General features: G+C 65.4%; 20 protein-coding genes. 13 read left to right on the forward strand and 7 right to left on the reverse strand.

Annotation, left to right across the window (positions count from 1 at the left end):
- Nucleotides 1–1,017 (reverse strand): cell division protein ZapE, encoded by a 1,017-nt coding sequence (gene zapE, locus CH292_RS23410; RefSeq protein WP_019664011.1) that lies wholly within the window; start codon nt 1,015–1,017, stop codon nt 1–3.
- Nucleotides 1,018–1,051: 34 nt separating this feature from the next.
- Here zapE and CH292_RS23415 point away from each other — a divergent pair, with 34 nt between their 5' ends.
- The 6 genes from CH292_RS23415 to CH292_RS23440 all read left to right on the forward strand — a co-directional run bounded on the left by CH292_RS23415 (nt 1,052) and on the right by CH292_RS23440 (nt 6,763).
- Complete coding sequence (locus CH292_RS23415; RefSeq protein ID WP_094655840.1) at nt 1,052–1,843, forward strand: pyrimidine reductase family protein; 792 nt, start codon at nt 1,052–1,054, stop codon at nt 1,841–1,843.
- An 82-nt stretch (nt 1,844–1,925) separates the two neighbouring features.
- Entirely contained in the window at nt 1,926–3,491 is a 1,566-nt protein-coding gene (locus CH292_RS23420) for an alpha/beta hydrolase (protein ID WP_094655841.1), read from the forward strand.
- A 102-nt stretch (nt 3,492–3,593) separates the two neighbouring features.
- Nucleotides 3,594–4,844 (forward strand): glycosyltransferase family 87 protein, encoded by a 1,251-nt coding sequence (locus CH292_RS23425; RefSeq protein ID WP_019664014.1) that lies wholly within the window; start codon nt 3,594–3,596, stop codon nt 4,842–4,844.
- A 15-nt stretch (nt 4,845–4,859) separates the two neighbouring features.
- Entirely contained in the window at nt 4,860–5,297 is a 438-nt protein-coding gene (msrB, locus tag CH292_RS23430; protein ID WP_020110158.1) for a peptide-methionine (R)-S-oxide reductase MsrB, read from the forward strand.
- A 100-nt stretch (nt 5,298–5,397) separates the two neighbouring features.
- Nucleotides 5,398–6,210, forward strand: a complete 813-nt coding sequence (locus tag CH292_RS23435) for a polysaccharide pyruvyl transferase family protein (protein WP_143545551.1) — start codon at nt 5,398–5,400, stop codon at nt 6,208–6,210.
- 94 nt (nt 6,211–6,304) lie between these two features.
- Nucleotides 6,305–6,763, forward strand: coding sequence for a MaoC family dehydratase (locus CH292_RS23440; protein ID WP_027498535.1), 459 nt, complete (start codon nt 6,305–6,307; stop codon nt 6,761–6,763).
- Here the strand turns inward: CH292_RS23440 and CH292_RS23445 are convergent.
- From CH292_RS23445 to hemE, 5 genes are read right to left on the reverse strand one after another with little or no spacing between them, the layout of a single operon-like run.
- Entirely contained in the window at nt 6,744–9,044 is a 2,301-nt protein-coding gene (locus tag CH292_RS23445; RefSeq protein WP_179278060.1) for a molybdopterin-dependent oxidoreductase, read from the reverse strand. The genes CH292_RS23440 and CH292_RS23445 overlap by 20 nt on opposite strands.
- A gap of 11 nt (nt 9,045–9,055) precedes the next feature.
- The gene (locus CH292_RS23450; RefSeq protein ID WP_020110162.1) at nt 9,056–9,742 is read right to left on the reverse strand and encodes an HAD family hydrolase; all 687 of its coding nucleotides are present in this window, start codon (nt 9,740–9,742) and stop codon (nt 9,056–9,058) included.
- Nucleotides 9,739–10,434 (reverse strand): hydrogen peroxide-dependent heme synthase, encoded by a 696-nt coding sequence (gene hemQ, locus CH292_RS23455; protein ID WP_019664019.1) that lies wholly within the window; start codon nt 10,432–10,434, stop codon nt 9,739–9,741. Before hemQ ends, CH292_RS23450 begins: the two co-directional genes overlap by 4 nt.
- 5 nt (nt 10,435–10,439) lie before the next feature.
- The gene (locus CH292_RS23460; RefSeq protein WP_094655843.1) at nt 10,440–11,801 is read right to left on the reverse strand and encodes a protoporphyrinogen oxidase; all 1,362 of its coding nucleotides are present in this window, start codon (nt 11,799–11,801) and stop codon (nt 10,440–10,442) included.
- Complete coding sequence (gene hemE / locus CH292_RS23465; RefSeq protein WP_033189660.1) at nt 11,798–12,877, reverse strand: uroporphyrinogen decarboxylase; 1,080 nt, start codon at nt 12,875–12,877, stop codon at nt 11,798–11,800. Before hemE ends, CH292_RS23460 begins: the two co-directional genes overlap by 4 nt.
- Before the next feature lie 109 nt (nt 12,878–12,986).
- On the opposite strand from hemE, the gene CH292_RS23470 reads away from it, so the two are divergent.
- From CH292_RS23470 to CH292_RS23485, 4 genes are all read left to right on the forward strand, one after another.
- On the forward strand, nt 12,987–13,583 hold the full coding sequence (locus tag CH292_RS23470; RefSeq protein ID WP_019664022.1) for a DUF3000 domain-containing protein: 597 nt from the start codon (nt 12,987–12,989) through the stop codon (nt 13,581–13,583).
- A gap of 64 nt (nt 13,584–13,647) precedes the next feature.
- Nucleotides 13,648–14,919, forward strand: coding sequence for a ribonuclease D (locus tag CH292_RS23475; RefSeq protein WP_037142402.1), 1,272 nt, complete (start codon nt 13,648–13,650; stop codon nt 14,917–14,919).
- Between the two features lie 70 nt (nt 14,920–14,989).
- Nucleotides 14,990–16,249, forward strand: a complete 1,260-nt coding sequence (locus tag CH292_RS23480) for an acetyl-CoA C-acyltransferase (protein WP_020110166.1) — start codon at nt 14,990–14,992, stop codon at nt 16,247–16,249.
- A complete protein-coding gene (locus CH292_RS23485) occupies nt 16,246–18,351 on the forward strand; it encodes a 3-hydroxyacyl-CoA dehydrogenase NAD-binding domain-containing protein (protein ID WP_094655844.1) in 2,106 nt (701 codons plus the stop codon). Before CH292_RS23480 ends, CH292_RS23485 begins: the two co-directional genes overlap by 4 nt.
- A 70-nt stretch (nt 18,352–18,421) precedes the next feature.
- On the opposite strand, the gene CH292_RS23490 is transcribed toward CH292_RS23485, so the two are convergent.
- Complete coding sequence (locus CH292_RS23490) at nt 18,422–19,312, reverse strand: SDR family NAD(P)-dependent oxidoreductase (RefSeq protein WP_176458840.1); 891 nt, start codon at nt 19,310–19,312, stop codon at nt 18,422–18,424.
- Between CH292_RS23490 and CH292_RS23495 the strand changes: the two genes are divergently transcribed.
- From CH292_RS23495 to CH292_RS23505, 3 genes are all read left to right on the forward strand, one after another.
- A complete protein-coding gene (locus tag CH292_RS23495; protein ID WP_256978481.1) occupies nt 19,311–20,279 on the forward strand; it encodes a helix-turn-helix transcriptional regulator in 969 nt (322 codons plus the stop codon). The two genes, CH292_RS23490 and CH292_RS23495, sit on opposite strands and share 2 nt — an antisense overlap.
- 52 nt (nt 20,280–20,331) lie before the next feature.
- Nucleotides 20,332–21,075 (forward strand): SDR family oxidoreductase, encoded by a 744-nt coding sequence (locus CH292_RS23500; RefSeq protein WP_094655845.1) that lies wholly within the window; start codon nt 20,332–20,334, stop codon nt 21,073–21,075.
- A gap of 132 nt (nt 21,076–21,207) precedes the next feature.
- The gene (locus tag CH292_RS23505; protein ID WP_094655846.1) at nt 21,208–22,605 is read left to right on the forward strand and encodes a sugar porter family MFS transporter; all 1,398 of its coding nucleotides are present in this window, start codon (nt 21,208–21,210) and stop codon (nt 22,603–22,605) included.
- The last annotated feature ends 6 nt before the right edge of the window (nt 22,606–22,611 follow it).

Consider the following 22,611-nt stretch of genomic DNA (forward strand, 5'->3'; position numbering starts at 1 on the left):
TCAGCCGACGGCTGCGAAACGAGACAGTGCGAGCAGGCGCGAGGTGGCACGCAGGTACTTCTTGCGATACCCGCCTGCCAACATCTCCTCGGTGAAGATTTCGTCGAGCTTTCCGCCGGACGCCGTCACCGGGATGCTCGCGTCGTACAGGCGGTCGGCCAACACGACAAGTCGGAGTGCGACCGCCTGGTCGGCAGCGGGGTGCACGTTCTTCCAGAAGACCGCCTCGACGCCGTCGAGCAGCTTGCCGTACCGCGACGGGTGCAACGTACTCAGATGTGCGAGCAACTCGTCGAAATCGTCGAGAGTTGCGCCCTCGACGTGGTTCGCGCGCTCGACCAGTTCGGACTCGGAGGTGGGATCGGGAGCAGGCGGAAGGTCGCGGTGTCGGTAGTCGGGGCCGTCGACACGAATCGACTCGAAGATCGACCCGAGCTTCTTGATCTCGCGCATGAAGTCCTCGGCAGCGAACCTGCCCTCGCCCAGCTGTCCGGGGAGAGTGTTCGACGTCGCGACGATGGACACTCCACGTGCGGAGAGCTCGGACAGCAGACGGGACACCAGCATGGTGTCACCCGGGTCGTCGAGTTCGAACTCGTCGATGCACAGGACACTGTGGTTCGACAGCTGATCGAGTGCCTGGTTGAAGCCGAGCGCCCCGACCACATGTGTCAGCTCCACGAACGTTCCGAATGCCTTGGGCTCGGGCACGCTGTGGAAGATCGACGCCAACAGGTGGGTCTTGCCGACGCCGAACCCGCCGTCGAGGTACAGGCCCGCGCCGGTTGCCGGGGTCTTCTTGCCGAAGAGGCCGCGCTTGCCACCCTTTCCGCGGATCTTGGTGACCTTCTGCGCGAACGCCTCAGCCTTCGCGACCGCCTCGGCCTGGCTCGGCTCGTTCGGATCGGGAATGTACGACGAGAAGCTGACGTCGTCGAACATGGCCGGCGGAACCATTTGAGCGATCAACTGATCGGATGGAACGACGGGGTTTCGATCGACAAGACGTGCAGGCATTGAACGAGCGTAGCGACGTGGTGTTATCTACCTTATGCAGCTACTGGATATTGCGACCTACTTCACATCCGAGAGCGATGTGTCACGCGTCGCGAAGGGCCGGCTGGACGAGGCCGACCTGTCGCGCCTGTACGCCTATCCCCCTCGACCCCGGCGCCCGTGGATTCGGGCGAACTTCGTGGCCAGCATCGACGGAGCAGTGACGGCCGACGGCGTGTCCGCCGGCCTCGGGACGCCCGCCGACCAGGCAGTCTTCGGGGTCCTACGGTCCTTGACCGACGCGGTCCTCGTCGGCGCCGGAACCGTGCGCGCCGAAAATTACGGAGGCGTCTCCCTGCCCGACGACACCCGCCGGGCACGCGTCGACCGCGGGTTGGACGAACTCCCCCCAGTCGTGGTCGTGACGGCCTCCGCCGAACTCGACCCCGACGCGCGAGTGTTCACCGACACCACCGTCACTCCGATCGTCGTGACCACTGCAGCCGCGTCCGCCGACAAGAAGAAGGCACTGTCCGACGCCGGAGCCCGGATCGTCGAGGCAGGTGAGACGACCGTGACGACCGGCGACCTACTCGGCGCGCTGGACGGTCTCGGTCTTCACCGCGTCCTGTGCGAGGGTGGCCCGGGACTGTTCGGCCAGCTGATCGCCGACGACGCCGTGGACGACGTCTGCCTCACGGTGTCGCCTCTCCTCGTGGCGGGGTCTGCCGGCAGGATCTCGCACTCCGCATCCGGCGCGGTCCGGCGCATGACGAGGGCGCACGTCGTCGCCGACGACGACGGCACACTGCTGACCAGGTGGGTCAAGCACCGAACCGAACACTGACCGGCCTGGTCGGATGTGTCGCCGACCGCCTGGTCGGATGGGTCGCCGACCGCGCGGTGCGGGAACTAGATAGCCTCGCAGCGTGACGCAGAATCGATCGTTGCTGGTGTTCGTCGTGTGTCTGTCTTTGTTCGCGGCCGGGTGCGGGGCCGGGCCGTCCGGTCGACCCGACGTGGCGGTCGAGCAGAACTCACCGGGCCAGCCCGCCGACACCGAATCGGAGGACCCCGCGCCGGAGCCTCCTGCACTGCAGGTTCCGGTGACGGATCTGTCCTGGCAGGACTGCACGTCGGACACCCTCGGTCGATACGGCTACGCCCCTCGTACCCCCGGCCTGATCCTCGAATGCGCGGATTTCGAGGCGCCCGTCGACGCGTCCGGTGAGATGTTCGGGTCCTTCTCCGTCGGTGCGCTGCGTGCTCGCCTGGATCGGACGCCTGCCGACGCTCCCCCGATGGTGCTGACGTCAGGGGCGGACCGCGCGTCGATCGAGACGCTTGCCGACATGGCAGCAGGGCAGGGCGCGACCCTTCTGGCAACCAATCCTGTGGTCGCGGTGGACCGACGCGGCATCGGCCGATCCACTGCGGTGGACTGCACCAAGTTCGACGCCCGCGCAGCCCTGGCGGATCTGGGACAGTTCGCCGGAGCAGGCGGTGACACCGTCGATCGAGCCGTCACCGCAGGCCGGGACGCGACCATCGAATGCACCGACCTTCTGCAACCACAGGAACTGGCCTTCGCGACGTCGTATGCAGCGGACGACCTGGAACGACTGCGACTCACGTGGGGCGTGGACAGCGTCGGACTCATCGGCACCGGAAACGGTGCGTCCACCGCATTGGCATTCGCCGCGCAGTACCCGGACCGCCTCTCCCGACTCGTACTCGACTCGCCCACCGGACTCGGCGCGGATGAGATGACCGTTGCCGAACAGAAGACCCAGGGACGCGAAGCTGCCTTCACCGCCTTCGCCGGGCGATGCGTCGCGCTCGACTGTTCGCTCGGCCCGGATCCCCGTGCGGCCGTTGCCGAGCTGGTGCAGCGCGCACGATCGGGGGCCCTGAGGCCGCTGTCCACCCACGCGCTGCTCGACGGAATCGCCTATGCCCTCGCATCGTCGGCGGGCGATCCGACGCAGCGCGCACTCGCACTGTCCACCACACTCTCTGCTGCACGTTCCGGTGACACCGCAGCCCTGACCCAGTTGGCCGACCGAGCTGCCGACGCCTACGGCACGGACGGGCAGTTCGTCGCCCGCTGCACCGACGGACAGCAGTGGCCGTCGCCCCAGGCGGTGCGCGACGCCACCGGATCATGGTCGGAGTTGTATCCCGTCTTCGGCACCGACGCGGCTCTGGCCGCACTCGCCTGTGCGTCCTGGCCGACGGCTCCCGCAGCGCCGCTGCCCTCGGAACTACCGATTCCGGTGCTGTTGCTCAGCGGCGCGGCGGATCCCGTCGTCGGCAACGGAGGTTTCGCTGCAGTCTCCGGAATGATCGCGACGACGGGTACGCAGGCGGCGTCGATGACATGGCAGGGCGCGGGTCACCCCACGGTAGGTGGTTCGGCGTGCGCTCAGTCCGCGGTCGCCGGTTACGTCGCCGACGCGGCCCTGCCGCCGGACGGCAGCGTGTGCCCTGCATGAGACGCCGTGGGCGGTCGAGGGCGGGAACAAGGCCCGAGGGGGTTGTCACGGCCGGGGTGTCTGACGTCGGTCCGACAGGGCGGTCAATGTACCGTTCCGTAGGTGTCACTTAGCTTCCTCGAGCCACGAACCGGCCGGTCCACCGCAGAAGTAGTCAAGTTTGCGTTGTGGCCGTTGGCCGTCATGACGGTGCTCAACCGGGTCCTGGTTCGAGCGATCAACGGCGACATCACCGACGACTTCACCCCGGTGTATCGCGCGGCACTGGCGTTTCTCAACCGGCAGCCGGTCTACACGGCGAACTTCGATTCGGTGGATCCGCACTACCTGTACCCGCCCGGGGCCACGATGCTGCTCTCCCCCGTCGCTGTGATCGACCCGGAACGCTCGCGGTGGCTGTTCATCTTCGCCAGCACCATCGCAATCCTGATTGCTCTGTACATTCTGCTGCGCATCTTCGGCTACGGCCTGAACTCCGTCGTCGCGCCGGTCCTGCTCTTCGCCGCATTCGCCAGTGAAACAGTGACGAACACTCTGGTGTTCACCAACTTCAACGGTTTCGTGTTGCTCGGTGAAGTCGCGTTCATCGGTTTCCTGTTGAAGCGGAAAGACCTGTGGGCAGGCGTCGCGATCGGTCTCACGATCGTGGTCAAGCCCATTCTCGTTCCCCTGCTGATCATTCCGCTGATGACCAGACAGTGGAAGGTGTTCGTCACCGCAATCGCCATCCCTCTCGTCTTCACCGCGATCGCGTGGCCGCTGTCCGTCGACCCCATGGACTTCGTGAACCGCACCGTCCCGTACCTGCTCGAGTCCAGGGACTACTTCAACAGCGCCGTCGTCGGAAACGGTCGCTACTACGGTCTGCCCGAGGTACTGATCTTCGGAATCCGCGGCGTTCTCGGACTGATGGTTCTGGCCTCCTTGTGGATTCTCTACAAGTACTGCCGCGAGGACCGGTTGTTCTTCGTCGCCACCACGTCCGGCCTTGTCCTCACCGCACACTGGCTTCTGGGTTCGCTGGGCCAGATGTACTACTCGATGATGCTGTTCCCGCTTCTGATGACGGTCGTCCTGAAGAACTCGGTGCTCCGGAACTGGCCTGCCTGGCTCGCGATCTACGGCTTCACCTGCTACGACCGCTGGCTGTCCGGCCGGTTCTACACCACGGGACGAGCATTCGACTACATGCGCACCACCTTCGGATGGAGCCTGCTGATCATCGTCATCTTCGGCGTGCTCGTCGGGCGCTACTACGCCGCCAGGCAGGACGGCCGACTCGACCGGGGAATCGAACCAGAGTATCCGCTGGACGACCCGCGACCTGCGGAGACGACGAAGTCCGGCGGATAGTATTAGCGTGAAGGCATGAGTTCAGCGACGGACAAGAATCCTGCCCCAGCAGTACAGCTCACCGACGCGCAGTGGCGAGAGAAACTCTCCCCCGAGGAGTACGCGGTTCTGCGGCAAGCCGGGACCGAGCGCCCCTTCGTCGGCGAATACACCGACACGACCACCGAAGGTATCTACGAATGCCGCGCATGCGGCGCGGAACTGTTCCGCAGTACCGAGAAGTTCGAGTCCCACTGCGGCTGGCCGTCCTTCTTCGACCCGGCCGACAGCGACGCCGTGATTCTGAACGAGGACAACTCGCTCGGAATGCGTCGCATCGAGGTGATCTGCAAGAACTGCCACAGTCACCTCGGACACGTCTTCGAGGGCGAGGGTTACCCGACGCCCACCGATCAGCGTTACTGCATCAATTCCATCTCGCTGACCTTCAGCCCAGCAGCCGACGCACGGTAGGCGCGCGGGATTCGTGCCCGGGTTCGGCTCACGCCGCGAAGCCGACTACAGCCGGATCGAGTACCGCACGGCCTTGAAAACTCTGCGGTATCTTTCCGCTATGACTGCGGCGATCAAGACATTCTGGTGGCGTCAGCTCAAACTCACCGGCCTTCGACCGAACTTCGGGGACGAGTTGACCCCGGGGCTGGTGAAGTCTCTGTTCGGTCGGAAATGTGCGTGGAGACGGCCGAAGGGCAGCGAGTTCACCGGCGCCGGTTCGACGCTGGAGATGGTCCAGCTCATGAACGCGCCGAAGACGTTGAAGATATGGGGTTCCGGTTTCGGAGTGCGCGAGGGAACCACCGAGAGAAACTTCAGCAATCCTGGGTACGATATCTACGCCGTACGAGGGCAACTCACCCTGGGGCGTGTCGACCAGGACCGCTATATCGCAGTCGGAGATCCGGGCCTTCTGGCAAGCAGGGTCTACCCGCCCTCGCAACAGGTGCCCGGTCGAGTCGGCCTCGTCTATCACTGGATGCACAAGAGCGACACAGTCGTTCAGACCCTCGCACGTGAGGGAAACATCATGCTGATCGATCCGTCGAGGAAGCCGTCCAAGGTCGTCGCGGACATCACGTCCTGTGAGTTCGTGATGTCCACGAGCCTGCACGGACTCATCGTCGCGGACTCGTACGGTATCCCGAATGCGTGGATCGAGCTGACGCAGGAGATAGGCGGCAAGGGCTACAAGTTCGAGGACTACTACTCCGCATTCGATGGAAAAGCGGTTCAGCATTCGTCCGACCTCGCATGGGATGCGGAGCACATCGAGGCCCTTCGCACCGAGTATCGTCCGATTCCCAATCTCGCAGAGATTCAGGACAATCTCGTCGCTGCATTTCCATACGCCGCAGTCGACGTACGATGACCTGACACAAACGAAGTGCGGCGGCGATCGGCTTCGGACAGCTACGTACCGAGGTGACACGCGGAGTACGTCCCCTCGCGTGCATACTGTGACCATGCGCACTTTTACTTCACCTGAGCAATTGAAGGCAGCGGTCGGCGAGGACCTCGGTAGCAGTGACTGGCTGCAGATCACGCAGGAACGGGTGAACACGTTCGCCGATGCCACGGGTGATCATCAGTGGATCCATGTCGATGTCGAACGCGCGAAGAAGGAAAGCCCGTTCGGTGCGCCGGTCGCCCACGGTTACTTGAGTTTGTCTCTCGTTCCGCTGCTCAACTGGCAGATCTACACCATCGAGAACACGAAACTCGGAATCAACTACGGCTCCAACAAGGTTCGGTTCGTCAATCCGGTGAAGGTGGGTTCGCACGTCCGCTTGCAGACGACGCTGACATCGGTGGACGAAGTGTCCGGTGGGGCTCTGCAGGTCGTCGCCACCAGCACGCTGGAGATCGAGGGTGAGGCGAAGCCTGCGCTCGTGGCGGAGACGATCAGTCGGATCGTGTTCTGACTGCTGCTCTGTCTAGTAGTTCGGGAGGATCGAACGCGGTGATCGGCGGCAGGTCACCGTCGTAGAGTTCGATCTGCACCAGAACGTGCTGACCCGTCGATCCTCGTGCGAGCGAGGATGTGCCGACGTCGGGCGTCAGCACGTTCGGGTTGCCGTGTTTGCACAGCGTGACGGGATCGGCAGGGTCGAGCGGGTCGTACCACGCACCGGTGGACAGTTGTACGACGCTGTCCATCATGGCGTCGTCGATGATCACACCGGCCAGGCAGGCTCCGCGGTCGTTGAACACCTTCACCACGTCGCCCGCGGCGATCCCTCGCGCGGCAGCCGCGGCGGGATGGATCCGAATCGGCTCTCGCCCTCCGATTTTCGACGCCTGGCTGGTAGCACCGTGATCCAGTTGGCTGTGCAATCGAGTGCGGGGCTGATTGGCGATCAAATGCAGAGGATACGTCGCAGCTCGTGCGCCGCCCAACCATTCGTCCGGTTCGAACCAGGCCGGGTGTCCGATGCAGTCGGCGTAATCGAAGCCCGCGATCGTCTCGGAGAAGATCTCGATCTTCCCGCTCGGTGTACGCAGGGCGTTCCGTCGAGGGTCCGCCCGATAGTCGGCGAGCAGGGTGAGGTCGTCCTCGGTGGTCATCCGGAACGAACCGGTGTGCCAGAAGTCGTCGAACTCCGGGGTGTCGACGCCGGCTGCGCGTAGGTAACCGCGCCACTGGTCGTAGAGATGCTCGACCCACTGCCGGGACGACCGACCTTCGGTGAATGTCTCTGCCACGCCCAGCTTCTCGGACAACGCCGCGAAGGTGTCGTAGTCGTCACGCGAATCGGCGTATCGAGGTACGGCGCGGTGCATGGCCACGAGCAGCGGATCGTTGCGGGTGCAACTCAGATCCTCACGTTCGAGCGACGTGGTCGACGGAACGACGATGTCCGCGTGTTTGGCCATCGGCGTCCAGTAAGGATCATGCACGACGATGGTGTCCGGACGCGCCAGTGCGCGCCGCAGTCGTCCCAGGTCCTGGTGGTGATGGAACGGGTTGCCCCCCGCCCAGTGCACGAGCTTGATGTCGGGGTACGTCAGTCGCCTGCCGTCGTAGTCGAACTCGGCACCGGGCCGGAGCAGCATGTCCGAGACCGCGGCCACCGGAATGAAGGACGTGACCGGATTCAGCCCCTGCGGAAGGGTCGGCAACGGGTACGGCACCGGTGCGAGACCAGGCTCGTTCATCGAGCCGTAGCCGTGGCCGAATCCCCCACCCGGGATGCCGATCTGGCCGAGCATCGATGCCAGCGTCAATCCCATCCACGGGGCTTGCTCACCGCTTCGCACTCGCTGCAGGGACCAGGTGACCGTCAGCAAGGTGCGTTGCGACGCCATCGACCTGGCGAGTTCGGTGATCACCTCGGGGGCCAGCCCGGATTTCTCGGACGCCCATGCGGGGGACTTCGGTGTGCCGTCGGTGTCACCGAGGAGGTAGTGCTCGAACGCGTCGTATCCCGTGGTGTACTCGTCCAGGAATTCTCGGTCGAGCAGGTTCTCGGTCGCCAGTACGTGAGCCAGCCCGAGCATCACTGCAACATCCGAGCCTGGACGCGGCGCGAGCCACGTTGCAGCGCCCGACATGTCGTCTCGTAGCGGACTGACGGTGACGATTTTTCCGCCGCGAGCCCGGAGTTCCGCGAGTGCGGATTCGGTGGGGTGATTCGATGTGCCGCCGTGATTGACGGACGTGTTCTTCACCGGCACTCCGCCGAACGCGACCAGGAGGTCGGTCTCGCGCGCGATGACTTTCCAGGATGTCGACCGTGAGAACAACTTCCAGTGCGCTCCGACGACGTGCGGCATGACCACGGACGTGGCGCCGGTGGAGTAACTGTTCACGGACCGGGTGTAACCACCGAGGCAGTTCAGGAAGCGATGAACCTGGGACTGGGCGTGATGGAAGCGCCCGGCACTGGCCCACCCGTAGGACCCACCGTAGATCGCAGTGTTTCCGTACCGGTCGATGACCCGCCGGAGTTCGTCGGCGAGGAGGTCGGTGAGCTCGTCCCAGGTCACGGAGACGAACTGATCGCTTCCGCGATGCTCGCTCGGACCCGGCCCGTCTTCGAGCCACCCTCGTCGCACGGCCGGTCCGGTGACGCGCGAGCGGTGACGTACCGATCCGGGAAGATTCCCCAGAACGGGTGACGGGCTCGAATCGCCTGCGTCGGGCGTGATCCCGGTTATCTCACCGTGCGCCGCGTCGGCCCGGAACATGCCCCAGTGGGCCATGTGCTGTGCACTCACAGGTCGATGCCGCGGCTTCTCACAGCATCCAGCAATGCAGTGGGTCGCTCGGTCGTCGGAACGGGGTCGACGAGCGCGAACGAACATCCGATGGCGCGTGCAGCGCCGTCGGCTTCTTCACTGTCCCCGACCATCAGGGTTCGTGTCGGGTCGACCCCGAGACCGTCGACGGCGATGCGGAAGATCTCCGGTTGCGGTTTGACGACTCCGACCTCGAAGGACAGCGTGAACCTGTCGACGTATTTTTCGATGCCGAGCTGCGCGAACGCCGGCCTGATGTCGAAGGGGATGTTGCTCAGGACACCGACCGAGATAGACCTCGCGGCAAGGGCTTTCACCACCTCGGCCGTGTCGGGATACGGCGTCCAGCTGGCTGCGTCGACGACGCGGCCGTACACGGATTCCGCCTGCTCCGGTCGGTCTATTCCGGATTCCTTCAGAACGTGAAGATATGCCTGCCGGTGCAGTGCCGGGTCCAGGTCGCGGTTCCGCCACGCGTGGCGGGTGATGTCGTCGAACTGCACGACCTCCCCGACCGGTGCGGTCATACGGCGCATCAACTCCGCCGCGTGATGCCCGTCCACCGGAGCGCCGTCCGAGTGGGTGACACCGTCGAACCACGAGTCGTCCTCGTCCAGCCGAAAGAGGGTGCCGGAGAAGTCGAAGATGACCGCCTCGATCATGGCAGGGATGCCACGAGTGCCTCGACGTCGACGCGTGGTCCGGTGAAGAACGGTGTCTCCTCGCGTACGTGGCGCCGTGCTTCGGTGGCACGCAGGTCGCGCATGAGGTCGACGATGCGGTCGAGTTCCGGTGCCTCGAAGGCGAGAATCCATTCGTAGTCCCCGAGGGCGAACGACGGCACGGTGTTGGCGCGGACGTCCTTGTAGCCGCGGGCGGCCATGCCGTGATCGGCGAGCATCGTACGACGCTCCTCGTCGGGCAGCAGGTACCAGTCGATGGAGCGGACGAACGGATAGACGCAGATGTAGGCGCCCGGGTCCTCACCGGCGATGAACGCCGGCACGTGACTCTTGTTGAACTCGGCCGGGCGATGCAGTGCGGAGTTGCTCCACACCGGGGTGCTTGCCTTCCCCAGCGCGGTGGTCCGACGGAAGTCGGAGTACGTGGCCTGCAGGTCCTCGATGCGCTCGGCGTGCGTCCAGACCATGAAGTCGGCATCGGCGCGCATCCCGGCGATGTCGTAGACGCCGCGTACTGCGACGCCTTTCTCTTCCTGGCTCTCGAAGAACACCCGGGCTTCCTTCGATGCGGCGGCGCGGTCGTCGCCCAGGACTCCTGGGGTGACCTTGTACACCGAGAACATCAGGTAGCGAAGTGTGGAGTTGAGCGCTGAGTAGTCGAGGCGTGCCATGCGCCCTATCGTGCCACCTCGGATACGGCGGCGGCCGCTCTGGTGGCGGATGCGACACAAGCGGGGACTCCGACGCCGTGGCTCCAGGCACCGGCGACGGCGAGCCCGGGGACGTCACGGACGGCGGCGTCGATCTCGGCGACTCGCTCGACGTGCCCCGGCGCGTACTGCGGTAGCCCGCCTCGCCAGCGCTGCACCACGGTCTCGACCGGTGCGACGTCCAAGCCGGTGACCGTACGCAGATCCTGCGTGGCGATGTCGACGAGTTCCCTGTCGGTCATCTCCAGCGCTGCAGTGTCGCCGAAACGGCCGAGAGACGCACGCAGCAGCGGTGTTTCCCGCTCCCCCAGGTGCGTCCACTTCCGGCTCGAGAGAGTGAACGCTTTCACCGAGAGTCCTGCGTCGGTGGCGACGAGGACACCCGAGTTGTCCGGCAGTGCGGTCCCCGGTGGTAGAGACATGGCCACCACGACGGACGACGCGAGTTCGATGTCCGCGGCGGCGTCCGCGGCGTCAGGAACTGTGTCCGCGAGGATGCGTGCGAGAGCCGGGGCAGGTACGGCGAGAACCACGACGTCCACGTGACCGATGGGGTCGACGCGCCAGCCACGCCGCTCTCCCCGGATCGACACGACTTCGGTACCCATGACAGTTCGAGCGTTCGTCGTCGATACCAGCGCGTCGACCAGTACTCCGTACCCGTCGCGGAGTGCACCGAACACCGGTCCGGAGCTGGGCGGGGGCAGTGCCCGCTTCACGGCAGCCGTCAAGCTGCTCGCTCCTGCGTCGAGTGCTGCGGCCAACGTCGGCAGCGCGGCCCGTACGCCGATCGAGTCCGACAGTCCGGAGTACACCCCGCCGAGCAAGGGATCGACGGATCGACGAAGCACCTGATCGCCGAACCGACCACCCACCAACTCGGCGACGCTGACGTCTTCGCCCACGTTCCAGGTCATCGGCGAGTCGGATTCGGCGGAGATCCTCCGCACGGTCTCGTCGTCGACCATTCCGCGTAGCGCGACAGCGTCGGACGGGATTCCCATCAAGGTGTCCGGTGGCATCGGATGCAACGCACCGCCCGCGTAGAACAGTGGTCGCCTACCCGCCGGATGCACCAACTGCTCGGACAGGCCGAGCTCGTCCAGCAGAGCGGGAACCTCGGGCCGTCGCCCGATGAAGGCCTCCGCACCCACGTCGAGTGAACCACCGGCGATGCGTGCCGTCCGCAACGTTCCGCCGAGCCGCTCGGATGCCTCGACGACGGTGATCTCCGCGTCCGGGCCCAGGCTGCAGCGCAGTCGGTAAGCAGCGACCAGTCCGGTGATTCCGCCGCCGACCACCGCGGCGCGAGGCGCCGACACCGTCACAGCGAATGCACCAGCTCCACGACACGGGTGAGGATCGTGGGGTCGGTGTCCGGCAGGACTCCGTGGCCGAGGTTGAACACGTGCCCGGTGGCCCCCGCCGCGAGCGCACGATCCGCCTCCGCAACGATTCGCCTCACCTCGGTCTCGACGGCGTCCCAACCCGCGAACAGCACCGCCGGGTCGAGGTTGCCCTGCAGAGCTTTTCCTGCCCCGACGCGGGTGATCGCGTCGTCGAGTGGGATCCGCCAGTCGACGCCGACCACGTCGGCACCCGCGTCGCCCATTGCGCCGAGCAGTTCCCCCGTACCGACTCCGAAGTGAATCTTCGGGACACCGGCCGAGCTCACCGCGTCGAACACCTTGGTCGAGTGCGGAAGGACGAATTCACGGTAATCGGCGAGTGAGAGTGCCCCTGCCCAGGAGTCGAACAGCTGGAGTGCATCGATTCCGGCCGCGAGTTGTGCCGTCAGGAACGTGATGGTGGTGTCGGCAAGTGTGTCCAGCAACGTGTGCCAGGTCTGCGGGTCGGACCGCATCAACGCCTTCGTCTTCTCGTGGTTTCGGCTGGGCCCGCCCTCGACCAGATACGAGGCGAGCGTGAACGGGGCGCCGGCGAAGCCGATCAGCGCTGTCTCGCCCAGCTCTTTCGTCAGCAGAGCAACGGCGTCCGCTACCGGCTGTACCTGGTCGGCACTCAGCTGCGGTAGTGCATCGACATCGGCACGCGATCGCACCGGATTCGCCACCACCGGGCCCGTACCGGCGACGATGTCGAGGTCGATGCCTGCGGCCTTGAGCGGCACGACGATGTCCGAGAAGAGAATTGCGGCGTCGACGCCGTGCCGCCTGACCGGTTGCATCGTGATCTCGGTGACCAGCTCTGCGTCGAAGCAGGATTCCAGCATTCCGATCCCGGCCCGGATCGTGCGGTACTCGGGTAGAGAACGCCCGGCCTGACGCATGAACCACACGGGTCGGCGCGTCGGGACGCGGCCCGCGGCGGCGGCCAACAGGGGCGCGTCGGGAAGGTGGCGACGCGAGGACGGCGTGTCGGTGCTGGGCGTGACGGTGTTCATTGCAGTCCATGCTGCCACGCCTCACGGTCGACGCCTCTATGCAGGTCCGTGCTGGTACTTCGGCGCGCCTCCGACGAACGGGAACGTGAGAAGTCTAACGTCCGGTGACGTGACCACACCCGGATCCGCTGCCGAGCCTGCGCCGTTTCGATCGGCTGTCGAGGCGATGCACCGGGCAGTCGTGCACCCCTCGATCGAAGTCGGCCCGATCAGACCGCCGCAGCGTCTCGCGCCGTACAGCTATGCGGTGGGCGCCGAGGTCAAGCACCCTGTCGGTGAGGACGTCGGCGAGCAGTCCGACGGTGACGCATTCGGCCGACTGATCTTGTTGTACGACCCGGACGGTGACGAGGCGTGGAACGGCACCATGCGCCTCGTCGCCTACATCCAGGCCGACGTCGACGAGACCCTCGCGTCGGACCCACTGCTTCCCGAGGTCGGGTGGAGCTGGCTGGTCGATGCTCTCGGTAGTCGTGCCGAGCCGGTGACCGCGCTGGGTGGGACTGTCACATCGACCAGTTCCGTCAGGTACGGGGACATCGCCGGGCCCCCGAAGGCGCATCAACTCGAGCTCCGCGCGTCGTGGACGGCGGGATCGGTGGAGCTCGCGTCACACGTGGAGGCGTTCTGCGAGGTCCTGGCCTACGCCGCCGGATTGCCTCCGGCCGGGATCACCGAGTTACGGAGCACAGCCGAGAAACGGTGACGCGACCCGAACTGGATCGTGAGTTCGCACGCGGTCCGCTCGTTTGGGCTTAGAGTCACCTCTCATGTCAGCGACAAGTTCCAGTGAACCGTCGGATGTAACGGACGGTCCTCCGCCTGCCGTTCCTCTGCTCGCGCCCGCCGACGGTGTCCCCCCGGTCGTCGACACCGTCGCCGGCGTCGCCGAGGCCGCGGCTGCACTGGCGGGCGGTCACGGTCCGCTCGCAGTGGACGCCGAACGTGCGTCGGGTTTTCGCTACTCCCAGCGTGCGTACCTGCTGCAATTTCGCCGCCGCGGTGCGGGAACGGTCCTGCTGGATCCGATACCGGTCACCGGGCAGCTCACCGCCTTGGCCGAGGTGATCAACCCGTTGGAGTGGGTGTTGCACTCGGCCGACCAGGATCTTCCCGGCCTCGAAGAACTGGGCCTCGTCCCGACGACGCTGTACGACACCGAACTTGCCGGCCGTCTGGCAGGCTTCGAGCGCGTCGGACTCGGCGCGATCGTCGAGAGAACGCTCGGCCTCTCGTTGCAGAAAGGGCACGGCGCCGCCGATTGGTCGACGCGGCCACTCCCGGACACGTGGTTGAACTACGCCGCACTGGATGTGGAAGTACTGCTGGAACTGCGCGACGCGATGGCCGCCGAACTCGAAAGCCAAGGCAAGACGGAGTGGGCGGCGCAGGAGTTCGCACACATTCTGACCCTCGGTCCCCCGAAGCCGAAGACCGACCGTTGGCGCCGGACATCGGGTATCCATGCGGTGAAATCTCAGCGTGTCCTCGCGGCGGTGCGTGAACTGTGGCAGGCGCGCGACGAGATCGCTCGCCGCCGCGACATCGCCGCGGGACGGGTTCTGCCGGACTCGGCCATCGTCGCCGCCGCCACCTCGGATCCGAAGAACGAGAACGAGTTGAAGGCGTTACCTGTCTTCGGCGGCCCCCGCCAGCGCCGGTCCGCGAAAGTATGGCTGGGCGCGCTCGGCCGGGCACGCGCACTGCCCGCCTCCGACCTGCCGCCCAAGGCAGCACCGTTCGACGGTCCTCCCCCGGTGAATCGGTGGGCTCGCCGCGACCAGGATGCCGCCGATCGGCTCGCCGCGACGCGAGCGGCAATGACGGAACTCAGCGAGCGCGTGTCGGTTCCCGTCGAGAATCTGCTGCTTCCCGATCTGTTGCGCCGGCTCGTGTGGGACTGGAAGCCGCTGACGTCGACCGACGCCGCGGGTGCGATCGAGCACGAGCTGGCCGACGGCGGGGCCCGTCCCTGGCAGCGTGAGCTCGTCGTCCCAGTGCTCACGGCCGCTTTGACCCCTCCTCAAGTTACCGACGGGTAATACCCGCTACAGTGGGCGTCAACCCGGCGTCGGTCGGGTCCATGTCCGCATCTGTCGGGAGGATCGAAGCGTGTCTGTACCCGCGTCCACCAGCTCACAGCGGAATGTCGTGTTCGTCGACGGCATCCGCACACCGTTCGGCAAGGCAGGCCCCAAAGGCATCTACGCCGACACTCGCGCCGACGACCTCGTCGTCAAAGCCATCCGCGAACTGCTCCGCAAGAACCCCAACCTTCCTCCCGAGCGGATCGACGAGGTCGCCATCGCCGCGACCACACAGACCGGCGATCAGGGCCTGACCATCGGCCGCACGTCCGCCCTGCTGGCAGGCCTTCCCCGCAGCGTGCCCGGCTTCGCCATCGATCGCATGTGTGCGGGCGCCATGACGTCGGTGACCACCACCGGATCAGGCATCGGCTTCGGCCAGTACGACGTCGTGATCGCAGGCGGCGTCGAGCACATGGGTCGTCACCCGATGGGCGAGGGCGTCGATCCGAACCCGCGGTTCCTCGCGGACAAGCTCGTCGACCCGAGTGCTCTCGTCATGGGCAACACCGCCGAGAACCTCCACGACCGCTTCCCGTCGATCACCAAGGACCGCACCGACGCCTACGCCGTGGCGAGCCAGGAGAAGTACGACGCCGCCAAGAAGGCCGGCTACATCGCCGACACCCTCGTCCCTGTCGCCACCAAATCTGCCGCCGGATGGGGTCTGGCCACCGAGGACGAACCACCTCGTCCGGGAACCACCGTCGAAGACCTGGCGAAGCTCAAGACTCCGTTCCGTCCGGCCGGCCGCGTGACCGCCGGAAACGCAGCAGGTCTCAACGACGGTGCCACCGCCGCGATTCTCGCAGGTGAAGACACTGCGCACGAGCTCGGACTGAACATCGGCATGCGGATGGTCGGCTTCTCGTTCGCAGGCGTCGACCCCGCCGTGATGGGCATCGGACCGGTCCCGGCGACCGAAAAGCTGCTCGGCCGAACCGGATTGAGCATCTCCGACATCGGCTTGTTCGAGATCAACGAAGCCTTCGCCATCCAGGTCCTCGCGTTCCTCGAGCACTACGGCATCGCCGATGACGACCCCCGCGTCAACCAGTGGGGCGGCGCCATCGCGTGTGGCCACCCGCTCGCATCCTCCGGCGTGCGCCTCATGACACAGCTGTCGCGTCAGTTCGCGCAGCGTCCCGACGTCCGCTACGGCTTGACGACCATGTGCATCGGCCTCGGTATGGGCGGCACCGTCATCTGGGAGAACCCGAACCACTCCGACTACGCGGGAGTGAAGCCTGCAGGAACGACCCAGACGGCAGGAGCAGCCAAATGAGCGACATCACCACTGCGTTCACCGACGAGGTAGTCACGAACGCATTCACCAAGATCATCTCCGTCCCCGGCCTCGAAGGCTCGATCGCCCTCGTGACGCTGGACAACGGCTACGACCACACCAAGCCGTCGACGTTCGGCCCCGGCGGCCTCACGCAGTTCGACGCCGCACTCGACGAGGCGTTCGCCGCGAACCCGGTCGCGATCGCAGTGACCGGCAAGCCGTTCATCTTCGCGGTCGGTGCCGACCTCAATGGTGTACCGAACATCAAGACCAAGGACGAGGCGCTCCAGATCGGTCAGCTCGGCCACAAGGTGTTCCGGCGCCTGCGTGAATCCGAGATCCCGACGTTCGCATTCATCAACGGTGCTGCGCTCGGCGGCGGCCTCGAAGTCGGCCTGCACTCGCACTACCGCACCGTCGCCGACAACGCGGCAGCACTGGGATTGCCCGAGGCGTTCCTCGGACTCGTTCCGGGATGGGGCGGAACTCAGTTGCTGCCCAACATCATCGGCGCATCGAACGCCGTGACGGTGATCATCGAGAATTCGCTCAACCAGAACCGAACCCTCAAGCCGCAGCAGGCGCTCGATCTCGGTATCGCCGACGCCGTGTTCGGCGGCGCCGACTTCATCGAGCAGTCGCTGGCATGGGCAGCCCAGGTCATCAAGGGCGACATCACTCCCGCCCGTCCCGAGATCGACCGTGGCCAGGCCTGGGATGAAGCCGTTGCCCGCGCCAAGGGCATCGTCGCGGGCAAGACCGGTAACTTCGCTCCCGGTCCGGTCGCTGCTGTCGAGCTGATCGAGCTCGCCAAGAACACCGACATCAACGACTCGGCTTCGCTGGACGCCGCATTCGCTGCCGAGGACGAGGCACTGTCCACTCTGCTCGTGAAAGACGAACTGCGTGCAGGCCTCTACGCATTCGATCTCGTACAGAAGCGGGCCAAGCGACCCGCAGGTGCACCGGACAAGTCGTTGGCGCGCAAGATTTCCGGCGTCGGCATCGTCGGGGCAGGTCTGATGGCCAGCCAGCTCGCTCTGCTCTTCGTCCGGCAGCTGAAGGTTCCGGTGATCCTCACCGACATCGACCAGGAGCGCATCGACAAGGGCGTCGGCTACGTTCACGGTGAGATCGACAAGCTGCTCGGCAAGAAGCGTCTGTCCCCGGATGCCGCCAACCGATTGAAAGCACTGGTCTCCGGCTCCATCGACAAGGCGGCGTTCGCACAGGCAGACTTCGTCATCGAGGCCGTGTTCGAGAATCTCGACGTGAAGAAGAAGGTGTTCGCCGAGGTCGAGGAATTCGTCTCTCCCGACACGATTCTCGCCACCAACACCTCGTCGCTGTCGATCACGAAAATGGCAGCCGATCTGAAGCACCCCGAGCGCGTGGTGGGCTTCCACTTCTTCAACCCCGTCGCCGTCCTCCCGCTACTGGAGGTCGTCAAGGGCGAGAAGACCGACGATGCCACGCTGGCAACGGCATTCGCCACGGCCAAGACGCTCAAGAAGTCGGCCGTGCTCTCTGCCGACCTGCCCGGATTCGTCTTCAACCGGCTCGTCACCCGCGCATCCGGCGAGATCATCGCCGCGATCGACGAGGGCACGCCCTTCGACGTCGCCGACGGGGCGGTCGCCGAGCTCGGCATGCCGATGAGCCCGCTCACCCTGCTGGCATTGGTCGGACCGGCCGTCGCCCTGCACACCGCGGAGACCCTCGCCGAGGCGTACCCCGAGCGGTTCAAGGACTCCGCCGGATTCCGCGCACTCGTCGACGCCAAGAAGCCCGGCGTCTGGACCTACGGACCCGAAGGCCAGATCGTCGACCCCGAGGTGGCAGCGCTGTGGCCGCAGGGTGATTCACCGTCGACGGCAGAGCAGGTTCTGGATCGAACCCGCCGAGCGTTCGCCGACGAGATCAACATCATGTTGGAGGAAGGCGTCGTAGCCGCGGCGGAGGACATCGACCTCTGCCTGCTCCTCGGCGGCGGCTTCGGATTCTGGAACGGCGGAATCACTCCGTACCTCGATCGAACCGGCACCTCGGAAGCGGTGACCGGCAGGCGATTCCTCGCCGACGGCGTCGCGAACGTCTGACGGAAGTCCGAGATCGAAGTTGTGTACGTCGTCACCGTGAACCATGTACACAACTTCGATCTCGCCGGCGTTACAGCGTGCCCAGAAAAGCCATGAGCTCAGATTCGCGTGCGGGGTCGTAGGACTCCGCGGAAGACGACACAACGCGGTTGCGGTCGACGTAGTCGCCGCTGCGAGCGAGCGTTCGGCCGGACACCAGGTCAGCGAGTGCCGCACCTGCCTGCGTGGACGTGGTGGCCAGTGGCGTCAGAGTAAGCACTGGACCCAGCGCTCGCATCATCAGCTGCGCTCCCCTGCCTGCATGTCTGGCCAGGCCGGTCCCCGGGACCAGACCGGGGTTGAACGAGATGATGTCGACGCCCGGTTCGAGGGCGTCAGCCCATGCATGAACGAGGTGGACCGCCGCAAGTTTGCTGGTCGAGTACGCGGTTCTCCCGGCTGCGGCCGACTCCGGTTCGGCGAAGGCACCGGGACGCGCGAGGACGTCCGGAGCCGACCACACGGGCGCCGGAACCAGCGCGAGATTGTGCCGGAGATCCCCGAAGTGCGTGTCGCTGACGGTGATCACGATGCGCGAGGAATCCGTCAGGTGGGACCGGAGCTGGGTCAGAAGTACGTGGTTGGCAACTACGTTGACCGCGAAGGTCGCTTCGAGACCGTCGACCGTCGTCGTGACGGCATCGGTGTACTGGATGCCCGCGTTTCCGACGAACCTGTCGAGTTTCGGGATCGAACCGTTCTGCACCAGCGCGCCGATGTGACGGCCCGCCGTTCTCGTCGCCTCGACGTCAGCGAGGTCGGCGTCCACGAACGTGACCCGAGGAGAGGTCAGGCCAGGTCTGCGCCCGACCACGACGAGGTGTGCATGAGGGTCGTCGGCAAGCAACCTCGAGGCTGCTACGGCGCCGATCCCCTGGCTGACTCCGGTCATGACAATGGTGTGTGCGGAACTGTGGGTCATGGCACCCACGCTGTCACCGGCACAGGAGTACAACCAGCACCCGGTGAGACGGTGGGATCAGCAGTACCAGGATGCATCCGCCGAAGCGGGAGATGATGGACCGATGAGCGACACGGCATCCGACCTCGGTGAAGTCCTGCGCGGATGGAGGGACAGACTCTCACCTGTCGATGCAGGCCTGCCGACGGGCCCGAGGCGGCGGACCGAGGGTCTACGCCGTGAAGAGTTGGCACAGCTGGCCGGAGTGTCCGTCGACTACCTCGTCCGACTCGAACAAGGCCGCGCCACGACGCCGTCCGCGCAGGTCACCGCGTCTTTGGCACGAGCCTTGCAGTTGAACGGCGCCGAGCGAGATCACCTGTACCGCTGCGCTGGCCTGTTGCCACCGGGCCCGGGAAGCATCGATCGACACGTCGGTCCCGGCATTGCGCGCCTCGTCGGCCGCCTGGCGGACACGCCTGTGGCCGTGTTCGCGGCGGATTGGGACCTTCTGACGTGGAACCCGATGTGGAGCTCACTGCAAGGCAATCCGACGGCGATCGACGTGACGCACCGAAACCTGGTTCGGGTGATGTTCGGGAGCGACGATCGCGGCCGAGCCGCCTATCCACCCGCGTCGTCGACGGCAGACCTGGAGCATCTCGCGACGGCACTCGTCGCCGACCTCAGAATCGCAGCCGTCCGGTTCCCACGCGACGCACCGCTGCTTGCGTTGATCACCGAATTACGTACGCAGAAATCGTATTTCGATGCACTGTGGCGCTCGGGGACCGCCGCCGAGCATGCCACCGATCGCAAGACGATCCACCATGCGACCGTCGGGGACATCACCCTCGACTGCGACGTTCTCACCGCACCCGGCACCGACCTCCGGCTTGTCGTCTACACCGCTGCGACGGGCACGGCAGATGCAGACAAGCTCGACTTTCTTCGGGTCGCGGCAGGCGTCGCCGTAGCCGAGCACTGAGATTGCCGTTACGTCGCGATACATTTCGGCGGGCTGTGCCGTCGAGAGGGACATGAACACACTGAAGATCGCAGTTGCAGGTGGAACCGGCGTCGTCGGCAAGCACGTGGTCGACCTCGCACGAGGACGCGATCACGACGTTCTCGTGCTCACCCGCTCCAACGGCGTGGACCTCGTCGACGGAACCGGCCTCGACGACGCTCTCGCCGGGGTCGACGTCGTCGTAGACGTTGCCTCGACGCGAACAATGTCTGCCAAGGAATCCGTCCGGTTCTTCACGAGCGTTACCGCACATCTCCTTCGGGCGGAGCACAATGCGGGCGTGCGGCATCACGTGGCGCTCTCCATCGTCGGCGTCGACGAGGCGCCGTACTCGTACTACGCGGGAAAAGTCGCGCAGGAACAAGCGATTCGAGACGGCGACATTCCCTGGACCATCCTGCGCGCAACGCAGTTTCACGAATTCGCCGAGCAACTCGTCGAGCGAACCACGCTCGGTCCGCTCGTCGTCGTACCACGTATGCGGTGCATGCCCGTCGCGGCACGAGACGTTGCGCGGACACTCGTCGAACTGGCCGAAGGCACACCCGCAGGCAAAGTCCCGGACCTCGGCGGACCACGAGAGGAACGCATGGTGGACATGGTCCGCACCCACGTGGCCACACTCCACGGCAGACACTGGGTTGTCGAGGTCCCCGTGCCAGGCGCCTACGGGAGAGCCATGCGCGACGGCACCCTCGTGCCGGGAGCCGATGCCGACCACGCGTCGACCACCTTCGCGGATCGACTCGGCTGAAGGAACCCGACCCTCCGCGCTGGGGTAACCCTTCGGATGAAATCCGCTGATTTCAGCCACCGACCGGCTGGAGCAGGTCCATGATGTCGATGACCACCACCGACGCTGGCTCGTCAGAAAGCTGGGTTCGTCATGACGCAACCTACAGAACGCCATACCGCGAAAGTCATCGGAGTCACCGTCGCGGCAGCGGTCGGTGGCTTCCTCTTCGGTTTCGATTCGTCGGTCGTCAACGGCGCGGTCGACTCGATCCAGGAGAACTTCGGCCTCAGTTCGTTCGTCACCGGATTCGCCGTCGCGATCGCGCTGCTCGGATGCGCAGTCGGTGCGTGGTTCGCCGGACGGCTCGCCGACAGTTGGGGACGCAAACGCGTCATGCTGTTGGGCTCGGCGTTGTTCACCATCTCGTCGGTGGGTTCCGGTTTCGCTTTCTCCATCCCCGATCTGATGTTGTGGCGAGTGCTCGGCGGACTCGGAATCGGAATCGCATCGGTCATCGCGCCTGCCTACATCTCCGAGATCGCGCCCGCACGCTATCGCGGTGGTCTCGCGTCGCTGCAGCAGTTGGCCATCACCGTCGGCATCTTCGCCGCGTTGCTGTCCGACGCGGTGCTGCAGAACGCCGCGGGTGGGCCGTCGAACGATCTGTGGTTCGGTATGGAGGCGTGGCGATGGATGTTCCTCGTCGGCGTCGTACCCGCGCTCGTCTACGGTTTTCTGGCCACGCTCATCCCCGAGTCCCCTCGTTATCTGGTCGGCAAGCACCTCGACGGGGAAGCAGCCCGAATTCTCGGGGAGATCTCCGGCGAGGTGAACCCGAACGAGCGCGTGAAGGAAATCCGGCTGACGCTGCGGCGCGAAGCGAAGTCGTCGTTTGGCGACATTCGCGGACCGAAGTTCGGTCTGCAGCCGATCGTCTGGGTCGGCATCACGATGGCGGTCCTGCAACAGTTCGTGGGCATCAACGCGATCTTCTACTATTCGACGACACTGTGGAAGTCCGTGGGCTTCAGCGAGAATCAGTCGTTCGTCACCTCGGTGATCACATCCGTCATCAACGTCACCATGACGTTCGTGGCGATCCTGTTCGTCGACCGATTCGGCCGTAAGAACTTGCTTCAGATCGGTTCCGTCGGAATGTTCGTGGGACTGGTGCTCGCTGCGGTGTCGTTCACTCAGGCCGTCGGCACCGGAGACGACCTGACACTCCCGACGCCGTGGGGAACGATCGCGCTGATCGGCGCCAACCTGTTCGTCATCTTCTTCGCCGCCACCTGGGGTCCGATCATGTGGGTGATGTTGGGAGAGATGTTCCCCAACAACATGCGTGCGGTTGCTCTCGGTATCAGCACTGCAGCCAACTGGGTAGCGAACTTCGCGATCACGTTGGCGTTCCCGCCGCTCACTCAGTCGATCGGCCTCGGTTTCATCTACTCGTTCTTCGCGTTCTTCGCGCTGGTGTCCTTCTTCTTCGTCAAGTTCAAGATCCGCGAAACGAAGGGCATGGAGCTCGAGGACATGGTTCTGTAACTCCGG

The organism is Rhodococcus sp. 14-2470-1a, assembly GCF_002259425.1.
GTDB lineage: Bacteria > Actinomycetota > Actinomycetes > Mycobacteriales > Mycobacteriaceae > Rhodococcoides > Rhodococcoides fascians_E.

What these genes read in the sequence shown, in the direction of transcription:
- zapE (WP_019664011.1), bottom strand. Translation starts at nt 1,017, where the DNA reads ATGCCTGCACGTCTTGTCGATCGAAACCCCGTCGTTCCATCCGATCAG.
- CH292_RS23415 (WP_094655840.1), top strand. Translation starts at nt 1,052, where the DNA reads ATGCAGCTACTGGATATTGCGACCTACTTCACATCCGAGAGCGATGTG.
- msrB (WP_020110158.1), top strand. Translation starts at nt 4,860, where the DNA reads ATGAGTTCAGCGACGGACAAGAATCCTGCCCCAGCAGTACAGCTCACC.
- CH292_RS23435 (WP_143545551.1), top strand. Translation starts at nt 5,398, where the DNA reads ATGACTGCGGCGATCAAGACATTCTGGTGGCGTCAGCTCAAACTCACC.
- CH292_RS23440 (WP_027498535.1), top strand. Translation starts at nt 6,305, where the DNA reads ATGCGCACTTTTACTTCACCTGAGCAATTGAAGGCAGCGGTCGGCGAG.
- CH292_RS23445 (WP_179278060.1), bottom strand. Translation starts at nt 9,044, where the DNA reads ATGGCCCACTGGGGCATGTTCCGGGCCGACGCGGCGCACGGTGAGATA.
- CH292_RS23450 (WP_020110162.1), bottom strand. Translation starts at nt 9,742, where the DNA reads ATGATCGAGGCGGTCATCTTCGACTTCTCCGGCACCCTCTTTCGGCTG.
- hemQ (WP_019664019.1), bottom strand. Translation starts at nt 10,434, where the DNA reads ATGGCACGCCTCGACTACTCAGCGCTCAACTCCACACTTCGCTACCTG.
- hemE (WP_033189660.1), bottom strand. Translation starts at nt 12,877, where the DNA reads ATGAACACCGTCACGCCCAGCACCGACACGCCGTCCTCGCGTCGCCAC.
- CH292_RS23475 (WP_037142402.1), top strand. Translation starts at nt 13,648, where the DNA reads ATGTCAGCGACAAGTTCCAGTGAACCGTCGGATGTAACGGACGGTCCT.
- CH292_RS23485 (WP_094655844.1), top strand. Translation starts at nt 16,246, where the DNA reads ATGAGCGACATCACCACTGCGTTCACCGACGAGGTAGTCACGAACGCA.
- CH292_RS23495 (WP_256978481.1), top strand. Translation starts at nt 19,311, where the DNA reads ATGGCACCCACGCTGTCACCGGCACAGGAGTACAACCAGCACCCGGTG.
- CH292_RS23490 (WP_176458840.1), bottom strand. Translation starts at nt 19,312, where the DNA reads ATGACCCACAGTTCCGCACACACCATTGTCATGACCGGAGTCAGCCAG.
- CH292_RS23500 (WP_094655845.1), top strand. Translation starts at nt 20,332, where the DNA reads ATGAACACACTGAAGATCGCAGTTGCAGGTGGAACCGGCGTCGTCGGC.
- CH292_RS23505 (WP_094655846.1), top strand. Translation starts at nt 21,208, where the DNA reads ATGACGCAACCTACAGAACGCCATACCGCGAAAGTCATCGGAGTCACC.